Annotated in this window: 32 protein-coding genes and 2 pseudogenes; 25 read left to right on the forward strand and 9 right to left on the reverse strand. The window is 64.2% G+C overall.

Features of this window, described 5'->3' with window-relative positions; translation table 11 throughout:
* The first annotated feature begins 6 nt into the window (after positions 1–6).
* From fabG to E3T42_RS17690, 7 genes and pseudogenes are all read left to right on the forward strand, one after another.
* A complete protein-coding gene (fabG, locus tag E3T42_RS15765; protein WP_241976246.1) occupies positions 7–765 on the forward strand; it encodes a 3-oxoacyl-ACP reductase FabG in 759 nt (252 codons plus the stop codon).
* Complete coding sequence (locus E3T42_RS15770; protein WP_134403353.1) at positions 758–1,282, forward strand: MaoC family dehydratase; 525 nt, start codon at positions 758–760, stop codon at positions 1,280–1,282. Before fabG ends, E3T42_RS15770 begins: the two co-directional genes overlap by 8 nt.
* Positions 1,275–2,915 carry an amidohydrolase gene (locus E3T42_RS15775; RefSeq protein ID WP_241976248.1) on the forward strand — a complete coding sequence of 547 codons (1,641 nt, stop codon included), beginning with the start codon at positions 1,275–1,277 and terminating at the stop codon, positions 2,913–2,915. Before E3T42_RS15770 ends, E3T42_RS15775 begins: the two co-directional genes overlap by 8 nt.
* 170 nt (positions 2,916–3,085) lie before the next feature.
* Positions 3,086–3,457 (forward strand): nuclease-related domain-containing protein, encoded by a 372-nt coding sequence (locus E3T42_RS15780; RefSeq protein ID WP_166805349.1) that lies wholly within the window; start codon positions 3,086–3,088, stop codon positions 3,455–3,457.
* 8 nt (positions 3,458–3,465) lie between these two features.
* Positions 3,466–3,855, forward strand: a complete 390-nt coding sequence (locus E3T42_RS15785) for a hypothetical protein (RefSeq protein ID WP_134365518.1) — start codon at positions 3,466–3,468, stop codon at positions 3,853–3,855.
* Between the two features lie 20 nt (positions 3,856–3,875).
* Positions 3,876–4,310, forward strand: a complete 435-nt coding sequence (gene arr, locus E3T42_RS15790; protein ID WP_370262669.1) for an NAD(+)--rifampin ADP-ribosyltransferase — start codon at positions 3,876–3,878, stop codon at positions 4,308–4,310.
* An 18-nt stretch (positions 4,311–4,328) separates the two neighbouring features.
* A pseudogene (locus E3T42_RS17690) lies at positions 4,329–4,496 on the forward strand (VOC family protein); the annotation flags it as partial.
* A gap of 48 nt (positions 4,497–4,544) precedes the next feature.
* Here E3T42_RS17690 and E3T42_RS15795 read toward each other — a convergent pair.
* Positions 4,545–5,390, reverse strand: coding sequence for a uracil-DNA glycosylase (locus tag E3T42_RS15795; protein WP_134403355.1), 846 nt, complete (start codon positions 5,388–5,390; stop codon positions 4,545–4,547).
* A gap of 211 nt (positions 5,391–5,601) precedes the next feature.
* On the opposite strand from E3T42_RS15795, the gene E3T42_RS15800 reads away from it, so the two are divergent.
* The 5 genes from E3T42_RS15800 to E3T42_RS15820 all read left to right on the forward strand — a co-directional run bounded on the left by E3T42_RS15800 (position 5,602) and on the right by E3T42_RS15820 (position 11,484).
* The gene (locus tag E3T42_RS15800) at positions 5,602–5,979 is read left to right on the forward strand and encodes a PolC-type DNA polymerase III (protein WP_134403356.1); all 378 of its coding nucleotides are present in this window, start codon (positions 5,602–5,604) and stop codon (positions 5,977–5,979) included.
* Between the two features lie 33 nt (positions 5,980–6,012).
* Positions 6,013–6,897, forward strand: a complete 885-nt coding sequence (locus tag E3T42_RS15805; protein ID WP_134403357.1) for a DNA polymerase III subunit epsilon — start codon at positions 6,013–6,015, stop codon at positions 6,895–6,897.
* A 192-nt stretch (positions 6,898–7,089) separates the two neighbouring features.
* Entirely contained in the window at positions 7,090–7,488 is a 399-nt protein-coding gene (locus E3T42_RS15810; protein WP_134403358.1) for a (deoxy)nucleoside triphosphate pyrophosphohydrolase, read from the forward strand.
* Positions 7,485–10,382: a DUF3427 domain-containing protein gene (locus tag E3T42_RS15815; protein ID WP_134403359.1), complete on the forward strand. Its 2,898-nt coding sequence runs from the start codon at positions 7,485–7,487 to the stop codon at positions 10,380–10,382. The genes E3T42_RS15810 and E3T42_RS15815 overlap by 4 nt, the downstream gene beginning before the upstream one ends.
* A 67-nt stretch (positions 10,383–10,449) precedes the next feature.
* Complete coding sequence (locus E3T42_RS15820) at positions 10,450–11,484, forward strand: NADPH:quinone reductase (protein WP_134403360.1); 1,035 nt, start codon at positions 10,450–10,452, stop codon at positions 11,482–11,484.
* Between the two features lie 52 nt (positions 11,485–11,536).
* Here E3T42_RS15820 and deoC read toward each other — a convergent pair whose 3' ends face one another.
* From deoC to deoD, 3 genes are read right to left on the reverse strand one after another with little or no spacing between them, the layout of a single operon-like run.
* Positions 11,537–12,241 carry a deoxyribose-phosphate aldolase gene (gene deoC, locus E3T42_RS15825; RefSeq protein WP_134403361.1) on the reverse strand — a complete coding sequence of 235 codons (705 nt, stop codon included), beginning with the start codon at positions 12,239–12,241 and terminating at the stop codon, positions 11,537–11,539.
* Between the two features lie 9 nt (positions 12,242–12,250).
* Positions 12,251–13,681, reverse strand: coding sequence for an MFS transporter (locus tag E3T42_RS15830; RefSeq protein ID WP_134403362.1), 1,431 nt, complete (start codon positions 13,679–13,681; stop codon positions 12,251–12,253).
* Positions 13,681–14,445: a purine-nucleoside phosphorylase gene (deoD, locus tag E3T42_RS15835; RefSeq protein WP_134403363.1), complete on the reverse strand. Its 765-nt coding sequence runs from the start codon at positions 14,443–14,445 to the stop codon at positions 13,681–13,683. Before deoD ends, E3T42_RS15830 begins: the two co-directional genes overlap by 1 nt.
* An 87-nt stretch (positions 14,446–14,532) precedes the next feature.
* Here deoD and E3T42_RS15840 point away from each other — a divergent pair, with 87 nt between their 5' ends.
* From E3T42_RS15840 to E3T42_RS15855, 4 genes are all read left to right on the forward strand, one after another.
* Positions 14,533–15,324 carry a GntR family transcriptional regulator gene (locus E3T42_RS15840; RefSeq protein WP_134403364.1) on the forward strand — a complete coding sequence of 264 codons (792 nt, stop codon included), beginning with the start codon at positions 14,533–14,535 and terminating at the stop codon, positions 15,322–15,324.
* A 10-nt stretch (positions 15,325–15,334) separates the two neighbouring features.
* Positions 15,335–15,619, forward strand: coding sequence for a type II toxin-antitoxin system Phd/YefM family antitoxin (locus tag E3T42_RS15845; RefSeq protein WP_241976249.1), 285 nt, complete (start codon positions 15,335–15,337; stop codon positions 15,617–15,619).
* Positions 15,616–15,873, forward strand: a complete 258-nt coding sequence (locus E3T42_RS15850) for a type II toxin-antitoxin system RelE/ParE family toxin (RefSeq protein ID WP_134403365.1) — start codon at positions 15,616–15,618, stop codon at positions 15,871–15,873. The genes E3T42_RS15845 and E3T42_RS15850 overlap by 4 nt, the downstream gene beginning before the upstream one ends.
* A gap of 125 nt (positions 15,874–15,998) precedes the next feature.
* The gene (locus tag E3T42_RS15855; RefSeq protein WP_134365506.1) at positions 15,999–16,340 is read left to right on the forward strand and encodes a DUF4234 domain-containing protein; all 342 of its coding nucleotides are present in this window, start codon (positions 15,999–16,001) and stop codon (positions 16,338–16,340) included.
* A 23-nt stretch (positions 16,341–16,363) separates the two neighbouring features.
* Here the strand turns inward: E3T42_RS15855 and E3T42_RS15860 are convergent, their stop codons facing one another.
* From E3T42_RS15860 to E3T42_RS15870, 3 genes are all read right to left on the reverse strand, one after another.
* Positions 16,364–16,738: a YccF domain-containing protein gene (locus tag E3T42_RS15860; RefSeq protein WP_134403366.1), complete on the reverse strand. Its 375-nt coding sequence runs from the start codon at positions 16,736–16,738 to the stop codon at positions 16,364–16,366.
* A gap of 86 nt (positions 16,739–16,824) precedes the next feature.
* Positions 16,825–17,529: a triacylglycerol lipase gene (locus E3T42_RS15865; protein WP_174235706.1), complete on the reverse strand. Its 705-nt coding sequence runs from the start codon at positions 17,527–17,529 to the stop codon at positions 16,825–16,827.
* On the reverse strand, positions 17,526–18,455 hold the full coding sequence (locus E3T42_RS15870) for an alpha/beta fold hydrolase (protein WP_160141100.1): 930 nt from the start codon (positions 18,453–18,455) through the stop codon (positions 17,526–17,528). Before E3T42_RS15870 ends, E3T42_RS15865 begins: the two co-directional genes overlap by 4 nt.
* A 178-nt stretch (positions 18,456–18,633) precedes the next feature.
* Here E3T42_RS15870 and E3T42_RS15875 point away from each other — a divergent pair, with 178 nt between their 5' ends.
* Genes E3T42_RS15875 through E3T42_RS15890 form a run of 4 tightly spaced genes read left to right on the forward strand, consistent with a single transcriptional unit; the run spans position 18,634 to position 20,182 of the window.
* A complete protein-coding gene (locus tag E3T42_RS15875) occupies positions 18,634–19,044 on the forward strand; it encodes a DUF2256 and DUF3253 domain-containing protein (protein WP_134365503.1) in 411 nt (136 codons plus the stop codon).
* A gap of 51 nt (positions 19,045–19,095) precedes the next feature.
* Positions 19,096–19,326, forward strand: coding sequence for a hypothetical protein (locus E3T42_RS15880; RefSeq protein WP_134365502.1), 231 nt, complete (start codon positions 19,096–19,098; stop codon positions 19,324–19,326).
* Positions 19,307–19,630, forward strand: coding sequence for a type II toxin-antitoxin system PemK/MazF family toxin (locus tag E3T42_RS15885; protein ID WP_241976251.1), 324 nt, complete (start codon positions 19,307–19,309; stop codon positions 19,628–19,630). The genes E3T42_RS15880 and E3T42_RS15885 overlap by 20 nt, the downstream gene beginning before the upstream one ends.
* A 54-nt stretch (positions 19,631–19,684) precedes the next feature.
* A complete protein-coding gene (locus E3T42_RS15890; protein ID WP_241976253.1) occupies positions 19,685–20,182 on the forward strand; it encodes a plasmid pRiA4b ORF-3 family protein in 498 nt (165 codons plus the stop codon).
* Between the two features lie 111 nt (positions 20,183–20,293).
* Here the strand turns inward: E3T42_RS15890 and E3T42_RS15895 are convergent.
* Positions 20,294–20,584, reverse strand: a pseudogene (locus tag E3T42_RS15895) (transposase); the annotation flags it as partial.
* A gap of 71 nt (positions 20,585–20,655) precedes the next feature.
* Between E3T42_RS15895 and E3T42_RS15900 the strand changes: the two are divergent.
* On the forward strand, positions 20,656–21,606 hold the full coding sequence (locus tag E3T42_RS15900) for an IS1595 family transposase (RefSeq protein WP_134403368.1): 951 nt from the start codon (positions 20,656–20,658) through the stop codon (positions 21,604–21,606).
* 181 nt (positions 21,607–21,787) lie between these two features.
* Here the strand turns inward: E3T42_RS15900 and E3T42_RS16850 are convergent, their stop codons facing one another.
* Positions 21,788–22,438 (reverse strand): tyrosine-type recombinase/integrase, encoded by a 651-nt coding sequence (locus tag E3T42_RS16850; RefSeq protein WP_166789067.1) that lies wholly within the window; start codon positions 22,436–22,438, stop codon positions 21,788–21,790.
* Between the two features lie 114 nt (positions 22,439–22,552).
* Here E3T42_RS16850 and E3T42_RS15910 point away from each other — a divergent pair, with 114 nt between their 5' ends.
* The 4 genes from E3T42_RS15910 to E3T42_RS15930 form a co-directional block, all read left to right on the forward strand.
* Positions 22,553–23,317, forward strand: a complete 765-nt coding sequence (locus E3T42_RS15910) for a hypothetical protein (protein WP_134366210.1) — start codon at positions 22,553–22,555, stop codon at positions 23,315–23,317.
* Positions 23,318–23,641: 324 nt separating this feature from the next.
* Entirely contained in the window at positions 23,642–24,112 is a 471-nt protein-coding gene (locus E3T42_RS15915) for a class F sortase (protein WP_134403369.1), read from the forward strand.
* Positions 24,113–24,439: 327 nt separating this feature from the next.
* Complete coding sequence (locus E3T42_RS16920) at positions 24,440–24,826, forward strand: hypothetical protein (protein WP_174776160.1); 387 nt, start codon at positions 24,440–24,442, stop codon at positions 24,824–24,826.
* Between the two features lie 74 nt (positions 24,827–24,900).
* Positions 24,901–25,725, forward strand: an 825-nt coding sequence (locus E3T42_RS15930; RefSeq protein WP_166805350.1) for a DDE-type integrase/transposase/recombinase, incomplete at its 3' end; no start/stop codon positions are given.

The raw sequence follows: 25,725 nt of genomic DNA on the forward strand, positions 1-25,725 counted from the left end.
ACGATCATGAAGAATGAACGACACGTGGCCATAGTGACCGGGGGAGCGCAGGGAATCGGGGCCGCGATCGCGGCGCGCTTGGCCCGGGAGGGCAACGCCGTGGCCGTACTCGACCGCAACCTGGCGGCCGCGGAATCCACCGTGCGCGAGCTGGTCGGCGCGGGCGCCAACGCGATTGCCGTCGCCGTCGACGTGGCCGACGAGGCTTCAGTCGACCAGGCGGTGGCGGATGTCGTCGCGCGCCTGGGTGAACCACAGATCCTCGTCAACAACGCCGGGGTCCTGCGCGACAACATGTTGTTCAAGATGAGCGCCGACGACTGGGATCTGGTGCTCAACGTGCATCTGCGCGGAGCGTTCCTGATGTCCCGAGCCGTGCAGAAGCACATGGTCACAGCCAAGTGGGGGCGCATCGTCAACCTGTCCAGCACCTCCGCCCTGGGCAACCGAGGCCAGGCGAACTACGCCGCAGCCAAGGCCGGCATCCAGGGTTTCACGAAGACCTTGGCCTGGGAACTGGGCCCGTTCGGGGTCACGGTCAACGCCGTGGCTCCCGGATTCATCGCCACCGACATGACCCGCACTACGGCCGAACGAATCGGTGTGTCCTTCGAAGAGCTGCAGGCCAGCGCGGCGGTGGCCACGGCGGTGCGGCGCGTGGGCTCGCCCGAAGACGTGGCCGACGCCGTCGCGTTCTTCGCCGGGGAGGGCTCCGGTTTCGTCTCGGGCCAGGTCCTGTACGTCGCCGGGGGCCCGCATGGCTGACTCGGCACCGCTGCGCGTGTTCTCCTCCACCCACGACCTCATCGGGTCGGTGGGCGAAGAACTCGGCCCCAGCCCGTGGATGACCGTCGAACAGCCGGCAGTGGATGCCTTCGCCGACGTCACCCAGGACTGGCAGGCACTCCACTGCGACCCCGCGTTCGCGGGCGGTTCTCGCTACGGCGTCACGATCGCACACGGCTATTTCACGGTCTCGCTGCTGAGCATGTTCGCCCGTCAGCTCTACCGAGTCGACGGCGTGTCCGACATCATCAACTATGGGATCGATCGGTTGCGGTTTCCCGCCCCTGTGCCCGTGGGCTCCCGCATTCGGGCGCGAGCCACGCTGACCTCGGTGTCCGCGAAATCGGGGTTGGTGCTGGCGGGTGTGAACTACGTCGTCGAGATCGAGGGCTCTCCTCGGCCGGGACTGGTCGCCGATACCCTCGTCGCCCTCGTGCCCGAAACAGCCGCCGAGGTCCCCGAGGTCCCCGAGGTCGCCGAGGTCGCCGGTGTCTGAACGCAAGCTGGATCTTCTGATCCGCAACGCCACCATTCTGACCATGGATGCGGACCGGCCCGCCGCCCGCTCGGTCGGAGTGTCAGCCGGCCGCATCGTCGCAGTGGGGGAGGAACTCGACGGGGCCACCGCCGATCGGGAGGTCGACGCGGCCGGCCTGACGGTACTGCCGGGGTTCAACGACGTGCATTGCCACACGACCTGGTTCGGGTTGTCGCTCACCGAGGTGGACCTCAGCGTCCAGAGCAGCATGGACGACGTTTACGCGGCGCTGCAGCGTCGCGCCGGCGAGAGTGCGGATGGCGCATGGGTCGTCGCCTCGGGCTTCAATCACCAAAAGTTCGGGGGACGCTACCCCGACATCGACATGCTCGACGCCATAGCTCCGCGAAACCCGATCTACATTCGGCACAACTCCGGCCACTCCTGCATCGTCAACAGCACGGCGCTCGGCCTGGCCGGTTTCCTCGCAGCCGATTACCGCGAGGAGGCCGGCGCCGTGGCGGTCCGCGACGAACGGGGTCGGTTCACCGGCTTGCTGGAGGAACGCGCGCAGCAGGCCGTGCAGCGCTTGTTCCTCCCGTACTCCCAGGGCAGCATCGTCGGCGCGATCGATCGTGCAACCCAGGTCTATGCGACGGAGGGCATCACGAGCTTCACGGAGGCCGGGATCGCCGGAGGCTGGATCGGGCACAGTCCCCTCGAACTCGGCGCCTACCAGACGGCGCTCGAGACGGGCGTGCTTCGAGCGCGGGCGCAACTGATGGTCTCCCTGGATGCCCTGCACGAGATGAGCGGTCACCGCGACGACAACATGACACTGGGCCTCGATCTCGGTGTTCGCACCGGCTTCGGCAACGATTTTCTGAAGATCGGCCCGACCAAGGTCTTCCTCGACGGTTCGTTGCTGGGCCTGACCGCCGCCATGTCCGAGGCCTACTGCGCCGGCGTGTCGGACAACCACGGCTACTTCCAGGGGGATGTCGAGGAGATGCGGCAGAGAATCCTCGCCGCATATCGCGCCGGCTGGTCGATCGCCGCGCATGCCATCGGTGACGAAGCCATCGACTTCGCCCTCGAGGTGTTCGAGTTCGCGCGGGAGGCCTACGGCCCACGCTCCGTCCCGAACCGCATCGAGCACGGTGGCGTCATCACGGATGCCCAGCTCGCCCGCCTCGCGGCGGTGGGCGCCGTCGTCGTTCCCCAACCCGGTTTCGTCCCCGCGTTCGGCGCCGAAATGGCGCGGGCGCTCGGGGAGGAACGCGTACACCAGTCCTACCGGGCGGCATCGCTCATCGCAGCCGGCATACCGCTCCCCGGCAGCTCCGATCGGCCCGTGACGTCGGGGACCGTCCTGCCCAATATCCAGGCATTCGTCGAACGGCGCTACGGCGGCGACCAGGTTTACGGCCCCGGGGAACGGATCAGCGTGGAGGCCTCACTTCGCGCCTACACCCTGGGGTCCGCCGAGGCGACCGGCGAGGCCGGGCTCCGCGGCAGCATCCGGCCCGGAAAGCTCGGCGACTTCGTGTTCCTCGACCGGAACCCGCTGTTGAGCCCGGTGGAGGAGATCTCAGACATCGCCGTGATGGCAACCGTCGTGGGTGGAACCTTCATCCACGACCGCCTGTGACCGGCACGCCCAACCGGCTTGATGGTGACCGTCGCCTGTGAGGGGTCCCAAATCGACCTTCCGCAGGTAAACCAAGGTCGATTCGGGACCCCTCACGACGCTGGTGAACGGCTGACCGGCTTCGGCTCAGGCTCGCAGGCGAAGAAATCCGGGAGTTCGCGGCACAGGCGGTGAGCGAGGAGTTGCTGCGGCAGCACGCCAGCACGCCGCCACGCACCACCTTCGCGCGGTTCTGCGGCAACTCTCCGTTGCGCGCCGACAGCGTCAGCTGGTATTTAGACGCCAAGGGCGAGAACGTGGTCGGCGAAATCCTCGCGACCCTGCCCCCACAGTGGACGTCCTTCCACGCCCTCCCCATCGGCAAGAAGGGCTCGGACATCGACCACATCGTCATCGGCCCTGGCGGCATCTTTACCATCAACACGAAGCGCCACGCGGGCAAAACCGTGTGGGTCGCCGGCCGAGGTCTGATGGTATCCGGCCAGAAGCAGTCCTACATCCGCAACGCCGAATACGAGGCCGGCGGGTCACGAAACTGCTGAGAGAACGGATGCCGCTGCTCCCGGCCGCGCAACCCGTGCTCGCCCTGGTCAACCCCAAGTCGTTGACCGTCAAGGTGAATCCGGAACAGGTGAAAGTCGCCACCGACGCCGCCCTGCGACGCTGGCTCCTGAAGCGTCCCGTGATTCTCAACGCCGGTGACCTGGCGGAGCTCGCCACGATCATCGACAACCCGGCCACGTGGCCGGCCCCGGTGTTCCCGCCGACAGAGAACGTGCTGGCGCGCTTCACCTCGCTCGATGCCGAGGTTCTCGCGGCGCGCACGCGGCGGAGAGTGTGGAGCTTCGTTGGCACCCTTGCGCTGTGCGCAACCGCCTTCGGCGCGTCGCAGCTGCTGCCGTCCGTGCTCGGCGCCATCCTGACGGGCGGCCCGTGGTGACGGGGTAGTTTCATGCACGGATGTCGTCGGCTTACGATGCTGCAGTGACTCAACCGCTGGACGAGGGTCCGTTCTTTCACGGCACAAAAGCCGATCTCCGGGACGGTGACCTCCTGAGAGCGGGCTTCAGGTCTAACTATCGTCCCGAAGTCGTAATGAATCACGTCTACTTCACCGCCCTTCCGAATGGTGCTGGACTTGCTGCCGAACTCGCGGCGGGCGACGGCGCCCCCCGCGTCTACGCCGTCGAGCCGACCGGGGCATTTGAGGATGACCCGAATGTGACCGATAAGAAGTTCCCCGGCAACCCCACCCGGTCGTACCGGAGCAGTGCCCCACTCAGGGTCCTCGGAGAAATCACCGCCTGGACGCGACAGACGCCCGAGGCGCTACAGGCATGGAAGGACCGCCTCACAGCACTCCGCGAGACCGAGCGAGGGGAAATCATCAACTGATGAGCGTCAACGCCAGCGGAACTCTTCGAGTACATCCACCCCCGATGCAATTGAGACGAACCCCACTCGCGATTGGCATGCGTCGCGTCGCTTTCTCAGTCGACGACTTTCTCAGTCGACGACATTGACGAAGCCCTCGAGATCGCCGCGAGGCACGGCTGCCGTCCGCTACGCGGCGTGGCGACCGGCCAGCTTCACATGCCGCGGTGTCACGAAAACGGGACATTCATTGGCCTATGAAATCAGATCGCGAGAGAGAAGCTCAACCAGCAATCGCTGACTCCGTTGCGGCGGCAGCGCGTGGACATAGTCCCTGATCCGAGCCTCGGCCTCGACCGCACCCGGTAGCAGAGGAAGCAACTCGTCCCGAGCGGCCGCTCGAAGCTCGGGCCCGGTCATTGGAGCGGGCAGGTCGACCTTGAGAGCGGTGATCGGTTTGAGCCCGGCGTGCACCATCGCTTCGCGGTAGACCTCGCACACGCCCTCGAGAGCGATGGATTTTTCCGGCTCGCGCAGAATGAATGCCCGGTTGCTGGTGTGGCGCGTGTTCCAGGTCTTCAACCCACGGGCATCCGCGTACTCACCGAATCGCTTTTTCGACACGAGCTGCCGAACGCTCCGGTGAGCGTCGCCCCCATGGGCGACGATGGACTGGATGTTGGGGTGCAGGTCGAGAAGGCGCTTGAGTGCATCGAGCCCATCGTCGATCAGACGGTTCGGCAGGCCGTTCGGGTGCGTTTCGTGCACGTGCCACGGGTACGCGTTCCACGGCACGACCTGGTCGTCGGTGAGGCCAACGGTCTCGTAGATGTCGCCCATGCGGGCGGCCGAGCCGTCGTTGTTTTCTCGTGACAACATGCCTGAGCCCGTGGCTCCGCCGGCCTGCGGGCCGGGGTTCGAAGACAGTGCGAGGATGACGGCCGTCGAGGCTCCGTAGTGGGGTGCGATGTACGGAACGGAGTAGCCGGGCAGTTCCTCCATGAGGCGATCGCAGAGCGCGTTGATCGCGCTTACCTGTGGCTCGTGGATTCGGCTCATCTGGTCGTCGCGAAACGCTGGGTCGGCCATCCGTCGGGTCATGTCTGAAGCCTAGGTGAGACCGTCTCGTCTCCAATTCGCGGTGCCCCCAACTGGGGATAGCTGGGCCGATCACAGGCGTTCGTAGCAATGTCGGCGCACCTAGGCTGGCATTAGAAATGATCGGCAAGCAGCTGGGGGACTGAAGAATGAGCCCGGATTATCTTGGAGTGTCAGCGGTAGACGGCGGGATCATAGGGACAGGAGCTCTCCGATGACCGGCAGGCTCCGCCACCCGGCGCACAGGGATGCGAGCGAAGTGACGGCCGGCAGCGGCAAAGGCTATGCGGTCATCGACTTCGAAACGACCGGGTTGTTCGCGAAGTCGAGTCATCGGGTCATCGGGGTTGCAATCGTTCACGTGGATGAAACGGGCCGTATCACCGGCCGATGGGACACGCTGATCAACCTCGGGCGCGACCTTGGCAGGCAGGACATCCACCGCATTCGCGCGGCCGATGTGATGCAGGCGCCGACCTTCGAGCAGATCGCGCCCCAGCTCGTCAAGCTCATCTCCGGGCGCGTGCTGGTAGCGCACAATGCGCGGTTTGACACTGGATTCCTGCTTGCGGAGCTGGAACGGCTCGACTAAGAAGCTGAGCTGAAGCTGGAGGCGCTCTGCACCATGCAGCTGGCGCGCGAGTTCCTCCCGGGCTCCGGTCGTAAGCTCTCCGACTGTTGTGCCGCGTACGACATCCCTCTCGTGGACGCGCATCGCGCCCTGGCCGATGCCGTAGCGACCGCAAGGCTGCTGGGTGCCTACATTGCCGAGGCCCCGGATGCCCCGGGCTGGGCTCGCAGCGTGGCCGGCGCCGCCGCGGTGCCTTGGCCACCCTTTCTGGGAGAGGCGTCAGAGTGGGTTTCCCGCGACGATGTTGCCCCCGCCGGACCGGTCAAGGCCGCATCATGGCTCGACCGGATCACGGTGAAGCTCCCCGAGTTCGCTGGCCCGGCTGAGCAGTTGGATTACCTGGCCCTCCTTGACCTCGCCCTACTCGACCGCGAACTCTCAACCCACGAGGCGCAGGCGCTCGTGCAACTCGCCGAAGACCTCGGCATCGGCCGCGCCACCTGTGCGGCCCTGCACGAACGTTACTTCGACGACCTCGTGCATATCGCCTGGGTTGACATGGTTCTCACCGAGGCCGAAATCGCCGACCTCGTCACCGTGGCGCAGCTGCTCGGGCTTCCGACCGCGGCGGTTGCGACTGCGCTGGTGGCGCCGCCGGTTGCCAGGACATCGAAGGTGGCTGCCGCCTCGTCGGAGCGCTTCGCGCTGACCGTGGGCGACATCGTCGTTCTCACCGGTGAGATGTTGCGGTTGCGTGCCGATTGGCACGCCGAACTTACGCAGCACGGATTTGTTCCCGGAGCCGGCGTGACGAAGAAGTCCCGCCTGGTCGTCGCGGCCGACCCCGACTCCTTGTCGGGCAAGGCGCGCACAGCTCGCGACTATGGCATTCCCGTTGTGAGCGAAGCCGGGTTGAGCTCCCTGCTGGGTCGTTCCTGACCACCGAGCGCGACCCGCAAAGGCCGTGACCGCTGAGGAGCCAGCAGTTGATATGCGGGGCGCGTGTTGGAAGCGAAACAGCGGACTGACCTTGCTCTGAGCGGCGGGCCTCGCCCACACCTGATGTGAGCCGCCCACCGCTGCTAGATAAGCTGGCCACACGGATCGACGGCCAAGTAACGGAGTAGGCACTTGAAGAAAAGAATCGAAGTCGTCGGCGCGGTCCTCACCAGAGGGGAGACAATCCTCGCGGCACAGCGGAGCTCGACAATGTCGCTGCCCGGCATGTGGGAATTCCCCGGGGGCAAGATTGAGTCAAACGAGTCACCGCAGCAAGCATTGCTCCGCGAACTCGACGAAGAGTTGCTCTGCTCTGCCGAAATTGGCAAACATATCGAAACCACCGAGCACGAGTACGACTTTGGCATCGTCATCCTCACCACCTACTACTGCTCGCTGATCGGCAAGGAACCTCGCCTGACGGAGCACTCGGAGATTCGTTGGGTGCAAGCTGCCGAGCTGGATCAGCTTGATTGGGCCCCCGCCGACATCCCCGCAGTCGCGCGCGTGATGAAGGACTTCTTGGCTTGAGTGAAATTCGCAGTCAACTAACGCTCGACAACGTTTTTGGATTCCTAAATTCACACGTCAAGGCTGACCAGGTCTTCCACCCCACTCTTGTATCTAATTCCAACGGCCAGACGATGCTGAAAGCGATCCTCGACGAGCTCAAGCGATCGCGCAACTTCGTATTCTCGGTCGCATTCATCACGCCAAGCGCGATTGCCCTGCTCAAACAGGCACTCCTTGACTACCGAGGAATGGGCACGATCATCACATCGACCTATCTCGGATTCAACTCGCCTGCCGCGTTCCGTGAGCTCCTCAACCTCGATGGCGTAGATGTCTACGTGTATCCAGACTCCGCTGCTGGGTTCCACGCAAAAGGGTACATATTCGAGCAGGAGTCGAGTACCACAGCGATCGTTGGCAGCTCCAATTTGACCGCCTCGGCGATGCTGAGGAACCAGGAATGGAATCTGCGCTTTTCGGCCCTGCCTGATGGGGATATTGTGCAGCAGTTGAAGCGCGCCGTGCAGGCACACATGGATGCGTCGACCAACTTGACGCGGAAATGGATTGACGAATATGCACTGACGTGGGCTCCACAGCCCCAGGCCTTTCAGGGATCTACATCGGTCGAGTTGCCCGGCGATGAGCTGCCAATGGGAAGGATCTTCCCAAACTCAATGCAAGTAGAAGCACTCGCCGAGATTCAGACGTTGCGGGATGCCGGGGAGAGCCGTGCCGTTGTAATTTCGGCGACAGGGACAGGAAAGACAATCCTCTCCGCGCTCGACGTGCGGGCATACGCGCCCGAACGAATGTTGTTCGTCGTGCATCGAGAGCAGATTCTCGACCGGGCGATTGATGAGTTCAAGCGCGTTCTCAGTGCCCCGGACAGCGACTTCGGCAAGTTTGTTGGTTCGAAGAAGGAGCTCGATCGTCGCTATGTGTTCGCATCGATTCAGTCGCTTTCTCGGCCAGAGAATCTTCGAGCGATTGAGCCTGACGCCTTTGACTACGTTCTTATCGACGAAGTCCACCGAGCTGGCGCCGCGAGCTACCGCACGCTCATCGATCACCTTGAGCCGGCATTCCTTCTCGGGATGACAGCAACTCCGGAGCGCACGGATGAGTTCAACGTCTTTGAGTTGTTCGACTTCAACGTGCCTTACGAGATTCGTTTGCAGAAGGCGCTCGAGGCCGACATGTTGGCGCCGTTCCACTACTACGGCGTCACGGACTACATTAAGTCGACCGGCGAAGTCATCGATCAGGTCTCGGACCTCAGCCGGTTGGTCGCTTCTGAACGCGTGGATCATCTCGTGTCGACCATCGAAAAATATGGCCACGCCGGTGTTCCGGTCAAAGGGTTGATCTTCTGCAGCAAGAATGCCGAAGCGGCTGAGCTCTCGGGAATTCTTAACAATCGGGCTGTCCATGGACGGCAACTAAGAACTCGCGCTTTGAGCGGGAAACACTCGGTCGAGGAGCGCGAGCTGGCTGTGCAGATGCTGGAGCGGGGTGAACTCGACTACATCGTGACTGTCGATATTTTCAACGAGGGTATCGACATCCCGTCTGTCAACCAGGTGGTCATGCTCCGACAGACGCTATCGAGCATCGTTTTCACTCAGCAGCTGGGGCGAGGACTGCGCAAGGCCGCCGGCAAAGACCACCTCGTGGTGATCGACTTCATTGGCAACTACGACAACAACTACCTGATCCCTATCGCGCTCTTCGGTGACAGCACCCTAAACAAGGATTCGATTCGTAAGAAGATCATCGATGCGCAAGAAGCTGGAGCGATAGCTGGACTCTCAAGCGTGAACTTTGACGCGATTTCGAGAGAGAAGATTTTTGCTTCCCTGGCGACTACAACTCTTGACAGCATGTCAAACCTCAAAAAATCATTCGTCGACCTCAAGAACCGCCTCGGTCGATCGCCGCTACTCATGGACTTCGCCCGCTTCGACACCGTCGACCCGATGGTCATTGCAACTAAGCAGAAGAACTATTGGAGATTCCTGAATAAGGTCGGTGCGACGGATGTATCGGCCGGCGCCTTCGAAGATGCGGTTCTGACGTTCCTCTCCGGAGAGCTACTCAACGGAAAGCGGCCCCATGAGCTGCTTCTTCTCGAAAAGCTGCTGTCGCATCCTGGCGGAGTGACGGTTGAGCACTTTCAAACTGCGCTTGGCGGGAACGGGCTGGCCAGCGACCAGGCGACTCTCAATTCCGTCTTGGCCGTACTGAGCCTGACTTTCTTCACCGAAGCAGAAGCCACGAAGTTCGGTGCCGTCCCGATCGTCTCTCTTCACGATGGGGCCTACTACCTCAGCGAGAAATTCGCGGAGGCATGGGGTGCAGGGGCGCTCTTCCAGATACACGTTCGCGATGTCGTAGACGCGGGACTGTATCTTGCGCGCCACCGATACAGGTGGAGCGGGCAGCTTGAAATCGGTCAACGCTACTCTCGCAAAGACGTCTGCCGTTTGCTCAATTGGCAGTCGAATCAGCAAAGCACCATCTACGGATACAAAGTCGACTACTTCTCGAACAGTTGCCCGATTTTTGTGACCTATCACAAGGGGTCAGACGTGTCTGAGAGCACGAAGTATGAAGATGAGTTCCTCAACCCGTCAACCCTGACCTGGTACACGCGGAGCAGGCGAACACTCGCGAGTGGCGAGGTGAAGGCGATTGTGGAGAATCGCCTCCCGCTTCACGTATTCGCGAAGAAAGACGATGCAGAGGGAACTGACTTCTTCTATCTCGGCACAGCCAAATCTCAGGATGCTCGCCAGACGAAAATGTCCGGCGAGAGTGGGGACGATGTGGTCTCCATGACGCTTGGCCTGGCGAGCCCAATCGAGTCGAGCCTCTATGAGTACTTTGCGACTAAGGCGCCAGTGGCGTAGGTGCCCATTTCCCAGGCGAAGTCGTCCGATTGGGAAACATCGCGGTGCTGTTCGTGTTACCCCTGACATGAAGTCCATTGTGTACAGCCAGACCGGTGACCCGTCCGTGCTCCAGCTCGTTGATCGGCCGGTGACCGAACCCGGAGCTGACGAGGTGCGGGTGCGGACCGTGGTCAGCGGCGTGAACCCCACCGACTGGAAGTCGCGCCGCGGCTCGGCACCGGGCCAGGCGCTCGCGTTTGACGACGTCGTGCCCGGCCAGGATGGCGCTGGCATCGTGGAGGCGGTCGGCTCCGGCGTGCAGCACGTCTCGGTGGGCGACCGGGTGTGGCTGGCGCTCGCCGCCTACCAGCGCGCGAACAGCGGCTCGGCCCAGGAGCACGCGGTGCTTCCCGCGGAGCGCGTCTTCGTGCTGCCGGCGAATGCGAGCTTTGACCAGGGCGCGAGCCTCGGCGTTCCGGCCATCACCGCGTACCGCGCGCTGACGGTGGCCGAAGACGGACCGCGGCGGCTGCACCCGGGCGCACTGGCCGGCAAGGTGGTGCTCGTGGCCGGCGGAGCGGGTGCGGTCGGGCACGCGGCGATCCAGCTGGCCCGGTGGGCGGGGGCATCCGTTGTCACGACCGTGAGCGGGCCGGCGAAAGCGGCGCTCGCCACGGCGGCAGGTGCACAACACGTGCTCACCTACACCGACCCGGACGTCGTCGAACAGATCCGGGCGATCGCACCGGAGGGGGTGGACCTGATCGTGGAGGTCGCGCCAGCCCAGAATTCGTGGCTGGACCTGGCCGTCATCCGTAATCGTGGTTCGATCGCGGTCTACGCCAACAACGGCGGCGACCAGGTGACGCTCGACGTGCGCCAGCACTTCAGCCTTAACGTGCGCTATCAGTTCGTGCTGCTCTACACGGTGGGTGCCGACGTGATTCGGGCGGCGGCCGAGGACATCAACGCGGCCCTCGTCGACGGCGCACTTGCTGTGGGGGAGGAGTCGGGGCTGCCCCTGCACCGCACCGACCTCGCGCACACGGCGGATGCCCATGCGCTGGTCGAGAGCGGAGTGGTCGGGAAGGTGCTGATCGACGTTTCGGTCAGCCGGTAGGAGCTCGCGGGCCAGGCTCGCACACGATGGAAGGTGCGAGCCCGGCCGGCAGTCAGTAGCCCCCGGCGCTTTCGGCGTGGGTGGCGCCGGAGAGCAGCGCGGCGCTACCGGAGACACCCAGACGGGTCGCGCCGGCCTCGATCAGTGCCGCGGCCTCTTCGAAGCTGTGCACACCGCCCGACGCCTTCACCTCGGCCCGGTCGCCCACAGTCTGCTTCATCAGGCGAACGGCGTGCACGGTCGCGCCGCCGGCGGGGTGGAAGCCGGTGGAGGTCTTCACGAAGTCGGCGCCCGCGGCGACGGATGCCTGGCACGCGCCGACGATCTCGGCATCGGTCAGCGCAGCGGATTCGATGATCACCTTGAGCACCTTCGGTGCGGGAACGCTCGCGCGCACGGCCGCGATGTCGGCCTGCACCTCCGAGAACCGGCCGGCCTTGACGGCGCCGATGTCGATGACCATGTCGACCTCGTCCGCGCCCTGCTCGATGGAAAGGGCGGCCTCGGCGGCCTTGATGGCGCTGTGGTGCTTGCCGCTGGGGAACCCGCAGACAACCGCAACCTTGAGGTCCGCGCCGGCGGGGATGCGCAGCGGCAGCATCGACGGGGAGACACAGACCGAGTAGGTGCCGAGCTCGACGGCCTCGGCGATGAGCGCGGTCACGTCTGCTGCGGTGGCCTCGGGCTTCAGGAGGGTGTGGTCGATGTGCTGGGCGACGATGGCCGCGCTGAGGGGGATGGTGGGGGCGGAAATCATGGTGTGTCCTTAGTTGGTGACGGGTGCGGGTGCGGGTGCGGGTGCGGGTGCGGTTTCGGGTTCGCCCTGGCGTTCCAGGACAACGACGAAGACGCGGTAGAGCACCAGGCCGAGGGCGGCGACCGCCGCGAGAATCAACAACACCGTTGCGTAAGAAGACGCCTGATCGGTGCCGGCGATGCCCCCGAGCAGGTTGGGCTTCAGGTTCATCAGGGCCGCGGTGTAGGCGATGCCGATCGGCACGGCAATGTTGATGGTGAGGTTGTAGAAGCCGATGGCGATACCGGAGTTCTCGACCGGCACCCGCCCAATGGCGGTCGACACGAGGGGGCCGTACATCAACGCGAAGCCCATCCCGAACAAGATCATCGAGATCACGAAGATCCCGATCCACTTGTCCACCACCAGAGCCGGGATCAGCATCGAGGCGATGATCACGATCAACGCCGTGGTGATGGCCTGCTTGGATGTGAGGACCCGGGCGATTTTGCCGGTGGCCGAGCCGACTATCACGGCGGCGATATAGCCGGGGATCAGCAGCAGGGAGACCTCTCCGAGGTTGTAGCCGTAGATGTCGGATACCAGGAACGGGAAGAGGAAGGTGTAGCCCAGCTGGACCGAGTAGATGACGAACACCACGATGATCATCAGCGAGTATTGGGCGTTGGCGAAGAACGCGATGGTGATCACGGCGTTGTCGTGGGTTCGGATGTGCCAGATGAATAAAATCAGCCCCGCGACGACTGGCATCAGGTACAACAAGTTGAAGTTCTGCATGAACAGGATGATGCCGGTGGCGAACACCGCGATCAGGAAAAGCCCGAACACGTCCACGTGGCCCTCATTCGTTGCCTCAGCGGCAACCGTACGGAGCACGACCGGGATGGTCAGCAGGGAAAGCAAGGTGACCAGGAAGAAGGCCGCCCAGCCGATGTAGGTGGCGATGAAGCCGCTGCCGACGGTGCCGATCAGGAGCGACAGCTGGAAGGCTGCGGTGCTGAAGCCCAGGTATTTCTTCTGCTCGTCGCCCCTAAAATGCTTGGTGACGTAGATCACGTAGAGCGTCTCGGCGGCCGCCAGGCCGGCGGTCTGGATCAGCCGGCCGACCAGGATCAGCCAGAAGTTGGTCTGGAAGACGAAGCCGACGATCGACCCGATCGTCATCACGAGGATCGCGAAAATGATGAGTTTCCGGATGCTGATCGAGTCGGCCAGCGCGGCGTAGACCACGGCACCGATACCGATCAGGATGCCGGTCAGAGTGGCTTGCAGGCTGACGGTGTTGACGGGCAGGTTGAGACTCTGTGCCAGTGCCGGCGACATGAACTTGAAGCCATTGTCCAGCACCAGGGAAAACACGAAGAGGAACAGCAGGATGGGGACGGCCCGGGTCGGTGTGAAGACCTGGGTCGGACGCGGGGAGTGAGTCGCGGTGCTCATCAGATCAGTTCCAGCGCGATCTCGATCATTCCGGTGAAGGCGGTCTGCCGTTCCTCGGGGGTGGTCCTGGCGTTGGTGACGAGGTGGTCGCTGACAGTGAAGATGCCAAGCGCATCGACGCCCGCGGCCGCGGCGTTGGCGAACAGCCCTGCCGACTCCATCTCGGCGGCCAGGATGCCCATCTTCATCCACTTCCCCATGGCGTCGGGATCGGCGCCGTAGAACAGGTCGGACGAGAGCACATTGCCCACGTGGGTGCGTTGACCGCGCTCGTCGGCGATCCGTTTGGCGTGCTCGAGAAGCCGGTACGACGACAGCGGCGCCCATGCACCGGGCAGGTTGAACTGGTTCAGGTAGTTGGAGTCGGTTGACGCGCCCTGGGCGATAACCACGTCGTAGAGCTCCATGTTCTCCTGCATGGCGCCGCAGCTGCCCACCCGGATCAGGTTCTTGACCCCGAAGAAGTGGATCAGCTCGTAGCTGTAGAGCGAGATGGATGGGATGCCCATACCCGTGCCCATCACGGACACGGGGCGCCCTCGGTAAGTGCCCGTGAAACCCAACATGTTGCGAACCTCGTTGAAGCAGCGGATGTCGTCGAAGTATGTCTCGGCGATGAACTTCGCTCTCAGCGGGTCCCCCGGAAGGAGGATCGTCTCGGCGATGTCCACCCCCTTCGGATCGATGTGCGGAGTGCTGCGCGTGGGGGGATACAGAACCTTCGTCGTTGACGGTGATCCGGCCCTCGTTGTGGTTGAACTCATGTTGACTCCTTCGTCTCTCAAGTATGAGGTTATACCTCTCAGGTCACATATCAAATGTGGTACGTTCGGCGTTGACAAGGAGGTCTCGTGACGACCCGTTTGGAACCGCACCCGTTCTTGCACCAGCAGCTCCACCTCACCGTCGGCCAGCCGATTCGAGTCGCCGTCTACACCCGGCTCGCGGATGGAATCCGCTCTGGCGTGTTCCGGCTGGGCGAAATGCTGCCGAGGGAGACAGAGCTCTCGGCAATGCTCGGCGTCAGCCGCACACCCGTACGCGAGGCGCTGATGCTCCTCGAAGAAGACGGGTTACTGGTCACCCGTCGCGGAGTGGGGCGATTCGTCACGGACTCCATCCCGCACGGCGGCCTGGAGCAGCTGCGGCCATTTGAGATCGCCTTGGCCGACCCGAACATGACGTTGACTGTCCAGCCGGTGCGCTTCGAATTGGAAGGGGTGACGGACTTCGTGTCCCACCGGCTCTCCCTCGACCCGGCTGCCAACGCCTGGATCCGCGAGAGCGTCTTGCTGCAGGATGGCGTTCCCGTTGCCACCGTTCAAGAGCATCTCCCCGCGGGGCGCTACCTCACCGATGTGAGCGAGCGAATCGCATCCGAACTCTCGGAGCTCGGCGCCGAACCACGCACGCTCCTTGCATCCATGCAGGCCAACGGCCACGTCTTCACGAACGGCGTGTGCCAGATCGTCGCGACCGACGCTGGCCCCACGCGAGCGAAACTGCTGAACATCGAGCCGGCAGCGGCGGTCCTCGTCCTCACCCAGACAGCGGAGCACGGCGGAGTCCCGATCTACGCCGCGAAATGTGTCGTCGCGCCCGGTCACGGGTCACTGTCGGTCAGGCAGCACAACCCGAACTAGTGGTGCGCACATGTACATCGCGATCACGTTGATGTACATTTGGGGCATGTCGAAGTCGAGCGTCACCGACGCCAGGGCGCGCCTACCCGAGTTGATCGCCCAGGCCAGCACAGAGGCCGTCTTCCTGGAGCGTCGCGGAAAGGTCGCTGCGGTGCTCGTGAGCCCCGAACAGTACGCGCGAATGCTAGAAGCGCTTGAGGATGCTGAGGATGTCGCGGCGTTTGATGCGGCGATGGCCGACGAGGGCGACAACATTCCCTGGGAGCAGGTCAAAGCGGATCTCGGCTGGATGTGAGCAAGTACCGGATCGAATTGCGCCCGGCAGCGGTCAAAGCCTTGCGGCGCATTTATCCGCAGGACCGTGGTCGGGTACAAGGCGCCATCGCCCTGCTGGGCGAATACCCTCGCCCGCCCGGGGCTAGAGCGCTGCAGGGACGGGACGGCTATCGGGTGCGGGTGGGCAACTATCGGATTATCTACACCATTCGCAACGACATCCTCGTGGTGGTCGTGGTCACCGTCGGCCATCGCCGGGACGTGTACGAGTAGCCCGTCGCGTGGGCTGAGTGTCACTGTCGGCGGCCGGCCCGAACTGGGGGCGCGAACTTCCGGGGGCCTGCGGGCACGGCTGCCACGCTGGTACCTCAGTGCAATCTTAGGGGGAACAGAATCACATGAAACGTCGTAGTCCTGCAGCGCCGCTGCTCCTGCCCTTCGTCACCTTCGGCATCTACGCACTGGTTTGGTTCGCGAAGACCAAGAACGAGATCAACCTCGTCGCGCCCAGCAGGATCCCGACGACGTGGCTGGTCATTCTCCCCATCATTAGCTACTGGTGGCTGTGGAAGTTCGCCGTGGGCGTCCAGGAGACCACCGGATTCAGCCGTGCCGGCGCGTTCTGGCTGCTTCTGCTGCTCGGCCCGATCGGCGCCGCCATCGTTCAGGATTCGCTCAACAATTCGGTTCCGGCGCCGATTCTGCGCGCCGGGTCCCCTCAGCCCGCGGTCAGCATCTGACCAGCGGATCGTCGATTGACCGCTTAGGGAATGTCGACGATCTGCTTGCCGAGCGGCATCAGCGCCACGGGGATCAGCTTGAAGTTGGCGATCCCGAACGGGATACCGATGATCGTGATGCAGAGCGCGATGCCCGACATCAGGTGCCCGAGGGCGATCCACCAGCCGGCCAGCACCACCCAGACGACGTTGCCGAGGAGCGACCCGACGCCCGCGCCCGGTGTGTCGACCACGGTCTTGCCGAACGGCCAGAGCGCATAGAAACCGATCCGCGCCGCCGCGATTCCCCAGGGGATGGTGATGATGAGCACGAACATGATCAGGGCCGCCAGCATGTAGCCGAGGAACAGCCAGAAGCCCGAGAACACGAGCCAGATCACATTGAGGAGAGTCTTCATGAGGATTCCATTCTCCCTCAGTTAGGCCGAGTTCGCCGAGCGAGATCGGTTGCGCCCAGGCCGGCCCGACGAGCTACCCCGCGGGGTCAGAGCGCCGGCTTCGCGGCATCCGTCACCGCGTCGAGCACAGCCCGCACGGTCCTCGGGTCGCCGAGGATGCGGAAGTGCCCGCCGACGCGCAGCCGGATGTTGCGGGCACCGACGAGTTCACTGCCCTCGGGGATGTGCGGGTCGAACTCTCCGTAGATGGACACGATCCGGTCGTTGACCCGGTGGTCCAGGCCGAGGTCGTGCAGGGCGGCGTTGGTGGGGGCGAAAGCACGGATGCTCGGCACGACCAGGTAGCGCGCATAGCGGGATCCGGCGAAGGGGACACTGATCGCGGTCATGCCGCTCACCCGGCCGTCGGGGTCGTGGGTCGTCATCAGCTGTTTGCCGATCAGGCCGCCCTTGCTGTGCGCCACGATGATGACGCCGGTCAGGTTCTCCCGCTCGAGGTAGGCGGCGACGGTCGCGGCGGCATCCGCCAGGGAACGGCGGTTGCGGCCCAGCGCCGCCACCACGTGCACCGGATACCCGTGGTCGTGCAGAATCCGGATCAGCGGTCGCATGAATGCCCAGGATTCGTACACCCCGGGGATGATCACGATTGGCGCGCCGGCCCCGGAGCGGAAGTCCGCCGGCTGGGCGCGGGAGAGGGCGGCGCGGGTCTGCCTCTTCACCGCGTAGACGTAGTCGAGCATCCACCATCGGGCATCGCGCAGAGGGCGAATCAGCAGACGGCGAATCATGGGGCGGGCCGGGTGCCGGGGGATTGCTGTGTGCGTGGGGCTTGCTGGGTGTGTGTGGATTGCGCGGTGTGTGGGGCCGGCCCGGTGACCGACGGATGCCGCTGGGCGTGTTCCACGATGATGGCGGCGGTCTGCGCGGCGGCGCTGTGGTGCACCAGGTGGCGGTGGCCCGCGATTTCCCGGAAATGCCCGTCCGGCGCGGCGGCGGCCAGCGCCGCACACCAGGCGCTGCCCGAGACGGGATCGTTGGCGCCCCGGATCACGAGGGTGGGGGAGCGCACGTCGCCGAGGGCCAGGTCGGTGCGGTAGTCGAGCATGGGGACGAGCTCGGTGGAGAACCAACGCGGGCCGCACTCGAGGTAATCGCGGAAGACGATCAGGTTGCCCGACGGCGGCTCCTTGACCACATCGCGGGTCAGGCCCATCGCCTGTTGCACGGCCGTGGCCCGGCGGGGATCGGTGACGGCGCCGATCAGAACCAGGCGGGGGACGGCATCCGGGCGTTGCCGGGCCAGCTCCGTGGCGAATTGGGCGCCCATCGAATGGCCGACCACGACCGCGCGCGGCACCTCGAGTTGATCCATCAGCCGGCCGAGCAGGGCGCCGTATTCCTCGATCCCGAGCGGTCGTCCGGGCTTGCGGGTGCCGCCGAATCCGGGAAGGTCGAGCGAATGGGTGTGCCCGGTGAGGGCCAGGCGCTGCTGGATCCGCCGGTAGTAGCGGTGCGACGCCCCAATGCCGTGCACCAGCAGGTAGGTCGGCGGCTCGGGCTCCGCCTCCGACTCGTGCTCCGACTCCGGCGCACGCGACGCGCTCGCCATGGAGTGCACGGTGAACTGCTGCCCGTCCACCTCGACGTTGCGGCCACGGTTGGCTACGGCAGCTGCGCGCCGTCGTTCGGCACTCGCGGGGTCGGTGCTCGTCACGGGGTTTCCTTCGGGTTCATGTGCGGGAAGCCTATCGCCCTGCGGGTTGGGGCGGTCCGGGCGGTCGCGGGCTGTGGCATCCGTCATTAATATGACGGATGCGCGCCGGATTCGTCACGTGCGGTCGCCGGACCGCGCTCGACCCCGCTCGACCCCGCAATCCCGCAGGATAGAAGGCATGGCCCACCGTCAACGCAAACCCGCCGACCCGGACGCCGCCGGTGGCCGGGCGGACAAGACCTGCGCCTCCTGTGGGCGGCGCATCGAGTGGCGCGCGAAGTGGGCCGACAACTGGGATTCGGTGAAGTACTGCTCGGCCGCGTGCCGCGGGCGCGGAGTGAGCGCGACCGACCTCCGGCTTGAAGAGAGCATCGCCACCCTGCTCGGTGCGCGGGCGCAGGATGCCACGATCTGCCCCTCCGAGGCGGCGAAAGTGGTCGGCGGCGAGGGGTGGTGCGACCTCATGGAGCCGGCCCGCCGAGCCGCACGCCGCTTGGTCGCCCGCGGTGAACTGCAGATCACGCAGGGCGGGACGGTGGTCGATCCCTCGACGGCGAAGGGTCCGATCCGGTTGCGGCGGGTGCGGTAGGGGTCTTTATTTGTAGTGGATTCGTCTTACACACTGTCTTATGATGTCGTTATGGCGGTGATCAATTTCCGAACGGATGAACGCGCGCAGCGGGCTTTGGACGAGCTGACGGCAGACGGATCGACTGTGTCGACGGCCATCCGGCAGGCGCTGGTCGATGCAGCTCGCCTGCGTCGGCGCGAAAAGATGCGATACGAGTCGGCCGCTCTGTTGGAGGACGACGCCGACCGTGCCGAGAGTCGCGCCGTCCTTGCAGAGATGGATGACCTGCGTGCGTGGTGACATCCACCGCTTGACCGCGCCGCGAGGAGTCCTTGGCCATGAACTAGCCGGTGTCCGCTACGCCATCATCGTTCAATCGGACGACCTTTCCCTCTCTACCGTTCTGGTTGTGCCCACCTCCCGTTCGGCCCGGCCCCAGAGCTTTCGGCCGACAATCAAGATCGGCAGCGAACGCACGCAGGTGCTCGTCGAACAGACCGCTGCGGTCGCGCCGGAACGCCTGGGCAACCTCGTGGGCCACGTCAGCCGGGCCGAGATGGACGAGATCGACGAGGCACTCCGACTGGCGCTACAGCTCGATTAGGCCCGAGCGATAATTATCTCTGCCGCGAACCCTTCGCCTTCTAGACTCGGTGAGATGACGAAGAAGAAGGCTGTGAGCAAGAAGCCTGGCCCTGATTCGTGCTCCCGCACAGGAAACAAGACCCGAGCCGAGCGGTTCGCCATCCTGGCGTTCGTCATGGATGCCATGACGAACCCGTTCGGCGGCGGGTTTGGCAGCGGCGCGCAGACCGTGCGCCCGCTGCCGTTGCTGGAATCACCCGCGACTCCGGCGCAGTTTCGCATCCGGGTCGATCTGGTCGGCGCGACACCCCCGCTCTGGCGCCGCCTCACCCTTCCGTCGGACCTGACCCTCGACCGGGTGCATCAGGTGCTCCAGGTCGTCTTCGGCTGGACCGACACTCATGTGTACCAATTCAGCCTCGAGTTCGGCCGAACGATGCCGCGTGAGTATTTGCGGGTTCGGGGGTCGTTGAATATTGCCTTCGGGGGTCGCGGGTATTGCCTGGTGGTGCCAGGCTGTCGCGCGGTCGGGGGCCAGCGACGCCCGACCGCGCGAGGCTTTATGCCGTGACCTGGCCGGCGGTGTGCTCTCGCATGTTGTGGCCGCCGGTCTCGACCCAGATGGTGTTGTGGACGATGCGGTCCATGATCGCGTCGGCGTGAACTGAGCTGCCGCGGGGCTGGGTGGTGCGAAGGCGTGGTCGAAGAGGCGGGTCCAACCGGTTTCCCAGGGCCAGTTCTCGGGCAGGTGCAGGGTGATCCGCCGGGCTGACGAGGCGATCCTCGGGGGGATGTTGATGAGTTTTCGGCGGATGGTCGCGGTCGTTGCCCGGGCCAGGCCGGTGCCGGCGGTTGTGGCGGTGGCGCGGGTGAGGTTGAAGGCGATCACGGCCAGGACGAGCCAGGCCGCGTTGGCCGCGAACACGCCCGAGGGCAGGTGGGCCAGGGCGCTGCTTTTCAGGTCGGAATTGATGAGCTAGATGTTATGCAGACGTCTGCATAACATCGATAGTGCGTATCCGCTTAGCTCAGCTAGAGTGAGGTGTGCCCAAACCTGATTTTCCGCGTTCGATTCTGGCGTTCCAGGAGTGGTTCGTGGATGAGCAGGCGTGCCTGGACTATCTCTTTGAGAGTCGATGGCCGGAGGGGTTCACGTGCCCGCGTTGCGGGGGCCGCGACGCGTATCCGATCGCCACCCGACGGCTGTGGCAGTGCGTCGAGTGCAGGTATCAGGTGTCGGTGACGGCCGGGACCGTGATGCACAAGACCCGGTTGTCGTTGCGGTTGTGGTTCTGGGCGGCGTACTTGATGGCTACCGGCACTCCAGGGATGTCGGCAAGACAGTTGCAACGCCAACTTGCGTTGAGTCGGTACGACACGGCGTGGACGATGCTGCACAAGCTGCGCCGCGCAATGGTCGCCCCTGACCGGGGCTTGCTCTCCGGTGAGGTCGAGGTTGATGAGTTCGAGATCGGCGGTGTGGAGAAGGGCAGGAGCGGCGGGCGCAGCGCAATCGCGAAGGCCTCCACCGGGATCATCGCGGTAGAGGTGAGAGGCACCGGTTCAGGTCGCATACGGATCGAGCTAATCGACGACGCGACCGCGGCGACGTTGTCTGGGTTCATCGAACGGACCGTGGCGGCCGGAGCGATCGTACATACCGACGGCTGGCAAGGCTACGCGAAGCTGGCGAGCAAGGGCTACGTGCACCGCCCGCGCAGTCAGGCTAAAGCCAAGCGTGACGGCGATATCGACCCGGTCTTGCCGCGGGCGCACCGGGCGATCTCGAACTTCAAGTCTTGGCTCCGCGGCACGCACCGCGGCGTGAGCGCCGAGCATCTGCAGGTCTACCTGGACGAGTTCATCTTTCGATACAACCGACGACGCACGCCGATGGCCGCGTTTCAAACCCTCCTCGGCCTCAGCAGTCACCATCCGCCGTCCACCAGGGCCGAGATCGTGGCCGAAGGCCCGGCAGCAGCAAAGCGAGGCTGAGCTGAGCGGATACGCACTACATCGATTATCTCGACGTTCGGGTTATGCCGATGTTTTCTGGAAAGTCTTGATCAAAGGAATATCCGGGGCGCATACGTCGGCATGATTAGAGCGCTTCTAGGAATTCAAGCAGCGGTCCGGTGGGGACGAACCTGTGGCTGGTGCTTCCGAGGGGCGCGATTCATGCCAGGGCGCGTTCTTTCATGCCGAGGTCGGCGTGTAGGTAGGCCTGGGTGGCCTGAGTGGATTCGTGGCCAAGCCAAAGGGCGATTGTGGTGATGTCGATGCCGGCTTCGAGCATCCTCATCGCTGTCGTGTGTCGCAGCGTGTGTGGAGTGATCGTTTTGTTCTTCAGGCTCGGGCTGGTGGCGGTTGCGGCGGCGCAGTAGAGGCGAAGTCGAGCCGCGATCGCATCGCGCCCGAGCGCTCTGGAGCTGCCTTGCGCTGTGAATATGGGGTCGCGTGGAAGCGCGTCGGGCCTCGCGGCGCGAAGCGTTCGGAGGGCGCGCGTGGTCTCCTTGTTGAGCGGCGTGATGCGGTCCTTGCGGCCTTTGCCGTGACAAAGCAGGTGCACAGGGGTGCTGAGCTGTAGATCTTGCTGGGTCAACCCGATCAGCTCTCTGACGCGGAGTCCGGTCGAAAAGACCAGTATCATCACGTGATCTCGCCGCCCGGTCACCGTGTTCTGATCGGGCACGGCCAAGAGCGCGTCGACCTCGGACTTTGTGAGGTAGCTGAGTATGGTCGTCGTCGTGTTCTTCGTCTTGATGGCTTTGGGAAGCCGCGCCGATTGCTGTGCACGCAGGGCTTGCAGACAGGCGGGTCGACTCACGAACGCCCAGCAGCTCTTGACAAAAAAGTCGTTTGCGCAAAGGATTGGCCGAATAATGCTCGTGTTTTTCTCTCCATGTTTGTTTTCGCACCTACCTCCTAGCGAAGGATTCTGATGAATAAGAAAACAGCAGTGTTGTTTGTGCCCGCGTTTGCTCTGGGCGTGGCCGTCTTGACTGGTGGCCCAGCCCTTGCAGCCACTGGTGACGCGTCCTACCAGGGGACGCTCGATTCGATCAACGGCAGCAACGGCAGCGGCACCTTCTCCATCCAGGTATCCGGCGACCAGGCCACAGTCACCCAGACCGTCAAAGGTCTGGCCGAGACCTTCGACGGTAAGCCGTACCCGCACGTACAGCACATCCACATCGGTGCGAAGGGGGAATGTCCCACCACCGCAGCTGACACCAATGGAGACGGTGTGATCAGCACGACCGAAGGTCAGCCGTCTTACGGAGAGATTGGCACAACGTTGTCCACCAGCGGCGACACGAGTCCGGCGGCCGGAACTGATCTAACGCTTGCCGGGATGGGTGCAAACTACGACTTTAACCGAACCTTCACTCTGGATGCCGCCACCGCGGCCTCGCTAGAGGCAGGAACGGCTGTTGTGGTGGTCCACGGTCTAGACCCGGCCACGTTGACGAAAGCGGCACAGGACGCAAAAAGTGACTTGGTTCCGAGTCTGCCCCTGGCAGCAACGTCGCCGGCTCTGTGCGGCGCTCTGAGCGCGTCGCAAGCGAACATGCCTGACGGTGGCGTGCAAACCGGCGGTGGCGGCACCTCAAGCGGTGCTGACATTGGCCTTCTCGCCCTCGGTGCCGTGTTCCTGACCGCGGCAGGTGGCGCGGTGATGATTCGTCGGCGCCTTGCCGCGTGAGGTTGAGATCGTTTGATCGCCGGTGATAAACCCGGCTGGGAACCGTCGCCGCGGTAGCCGTCTGGCTACCGCGGCGACGGTTCTGCTCTTCACCGTCGGCTGTACGGCGACCGGTTTCGCCCTGTGGGGCAACCCTCCTCCTCCACGACCACCAGCCTCGGCCGCCGTGGCGGCTCCCGCTCAGAAGCCCGTCTCCGATACGCCCTCACGGGAGCCCCTCTCCGCGCCGCCGACTCCGCGGGTTGACCNGTCTCCGATACGCCCTCACGGGAGCCCCTCTCCGCGCCGCCGACTCCGCGGGTTGACCAGGTTGTTGGCCCGACCTTGACCGCCTCCGAGCCCACCCAAATCAACATCCCCGCGATTGAAGTGGACTCCGTCCTGATGCAATTGGGACTGAATCCTGACGGCACGGTGCAGACGCCGTCGTTGGACGAAGCCTCTCCTGCCGGCTGGTACACCGGCTCGCCCACCCCTGGCGCGATCGGACCCTCCGTCATCTTGGGTCACGTCGACTCCAGAGTGCAGGGGCGCGCGGTGTTTTACCGACTTGGCGATATGCGTCCCGGCGATGAGATTTTGGTTACTCGAGCCGATGCGACAGTGGCCGTGTTCGTGGTCGACGGAGTGGAAGAATATTCGAAAGATGAGTTTCCGCAGTTCACCGTCTACGGCAACACTGACCATGCGGGACTGCGACTGATCACCTGCGGTGGAGAGTTCAACGAAACCACTCGTACGTATCCAGACAACGTTGTCGTCTATGCCAGCTTGGTGTCCAGCCATGCGGCGTAGCAGGACTAAGCCGCAATATCGTTCAGTTAAGAGTTTGAGTGGTGATTTCTGGCTCGTGGAGGGGTTGTGGCCAGTGCGTGTGGTGGAAGCGCTTGGCGGGCCACTTCGAGACCTTGCGTTTGATGACGCGAGGGTTTGATCGCCGTCGTCGCGCCGGCTTCATACGCCGGACGAGGGCGAGGATGGCGTGGTGCCAGACCGCTTGGTTGCGTCCCCCTGAGTAGCGTAGTTCCCGGGTTTCGATCGTTGGATTAACAACGTAGGAAATCACCGTGCGATGGTCAGCGAGAACCGTTCAAAGTTCCTCCCAGAAAGACACATCACACGATGGCTCTAGACCAGTCTGCCCAGCTTGACCTCCTCGCGGAACTCAAGCTCACCCGTGTCCCCGATCGCATCCGCGTCGCGACGGAAACTCTCTGCCAAGAACTCATCGATGCCGAGGCCACCGCCCTCATAGGTGCCAGCCGTTTCCATCTGATCAAGGACGCCACCGCCTATCTAGCCAAGTCCAAGTCCAGTGGCCTCGACATGTCCCTGGGGTACCGAACGATCGACCTCTCCTTGGGGAAGGATCAGCGGAAAGCCATGGATGACGCGGACCTGGCGTTTCGCGCGCTCCATGATGACCGCATCGCCAACGCACTGGTCGGGTTCCGGGCCTTGAACTTGGACGTGCCGAGAGCGGAGATGACGACCGTCTATGCGGAGTAAGGCTCGGATTCGCCGATCACCTTGATGGATCAGGAGAGCCGAAAAGTCAGCGCCTTCTTCGCCGCGAAGCAACGATGAACGACTATTTCGTCTTCATCTTGACGGAGAAGGCCTCCTTTCCCATTGACTGGATGTGCCAGAAGCTGAAGGTCTCCCGGGCCTCGTTCTACCGCTGGTTGCGCCCGAACGTGCCGACGCCGACCCAGGTCCGCCACGACGAGCTCGACGCTCACGTCGTGCGCGTCTACACGCGGGAGAAGGGCAGGGCCGGCCGGGACCAGATCACCACGATCCTGGGCCTGGAAGGCGTCAACATCGCCTGCGGCACGGTCGGGTCCATCCTGGGCGACCACGGCCTCCGCGCCGTCCGGATGCGGGCGTGGAAGAACACCACGACTGTCGCCCCGGACGCTCGGACCGAGCACATCCAGAACCACATGCTCGATCAGGAGGGGACGCGCGACTTCACGTCGACCGTCCCGGGAACCCGGTTCTGCGGGGATATCACCTACTTGCGCACTGGCTCCGGATGGCTCTACCTGGCGACCGTGATCGACCTCTGCACCCGGATGGTGGTGGGCTGGTCGATGGCCAGCCACATGCGCACCAGCCTGATCATCGGCGCCCTAGAAATGGCGCGCGACCACGGCCACCTCGACACGGCCGGCGCCATTTTCCACTCCGACCGTGGCACCCAGGGCGGATTCAACCGGTCGTCGCAACACCTCGATTATGGAGGTGGAATATGGGACGTCCGAAGGGTTGGATGGCCACGCAACTCGGGCGGGAGCCGATGCGGTCGCCGGGCCGGCCGCCGGGGTGGCGCCGGGAACACCGGCAGGATTTCTGGGACCTCGTGGGGCAGGGTGTCTCGAGCGAGGAGGCTGGCGAGCGGGCCG

The sequence above is a fragment of the Cryobacterium sp. TMT4-10 genome, from assembly GCF_004403275.1.
GTDB lineage: Bacteria > Actinomycetota > Actinomycetes > Actinomycetales > Microbacteriaceae > Cryobacterium > Cryobacterium shii.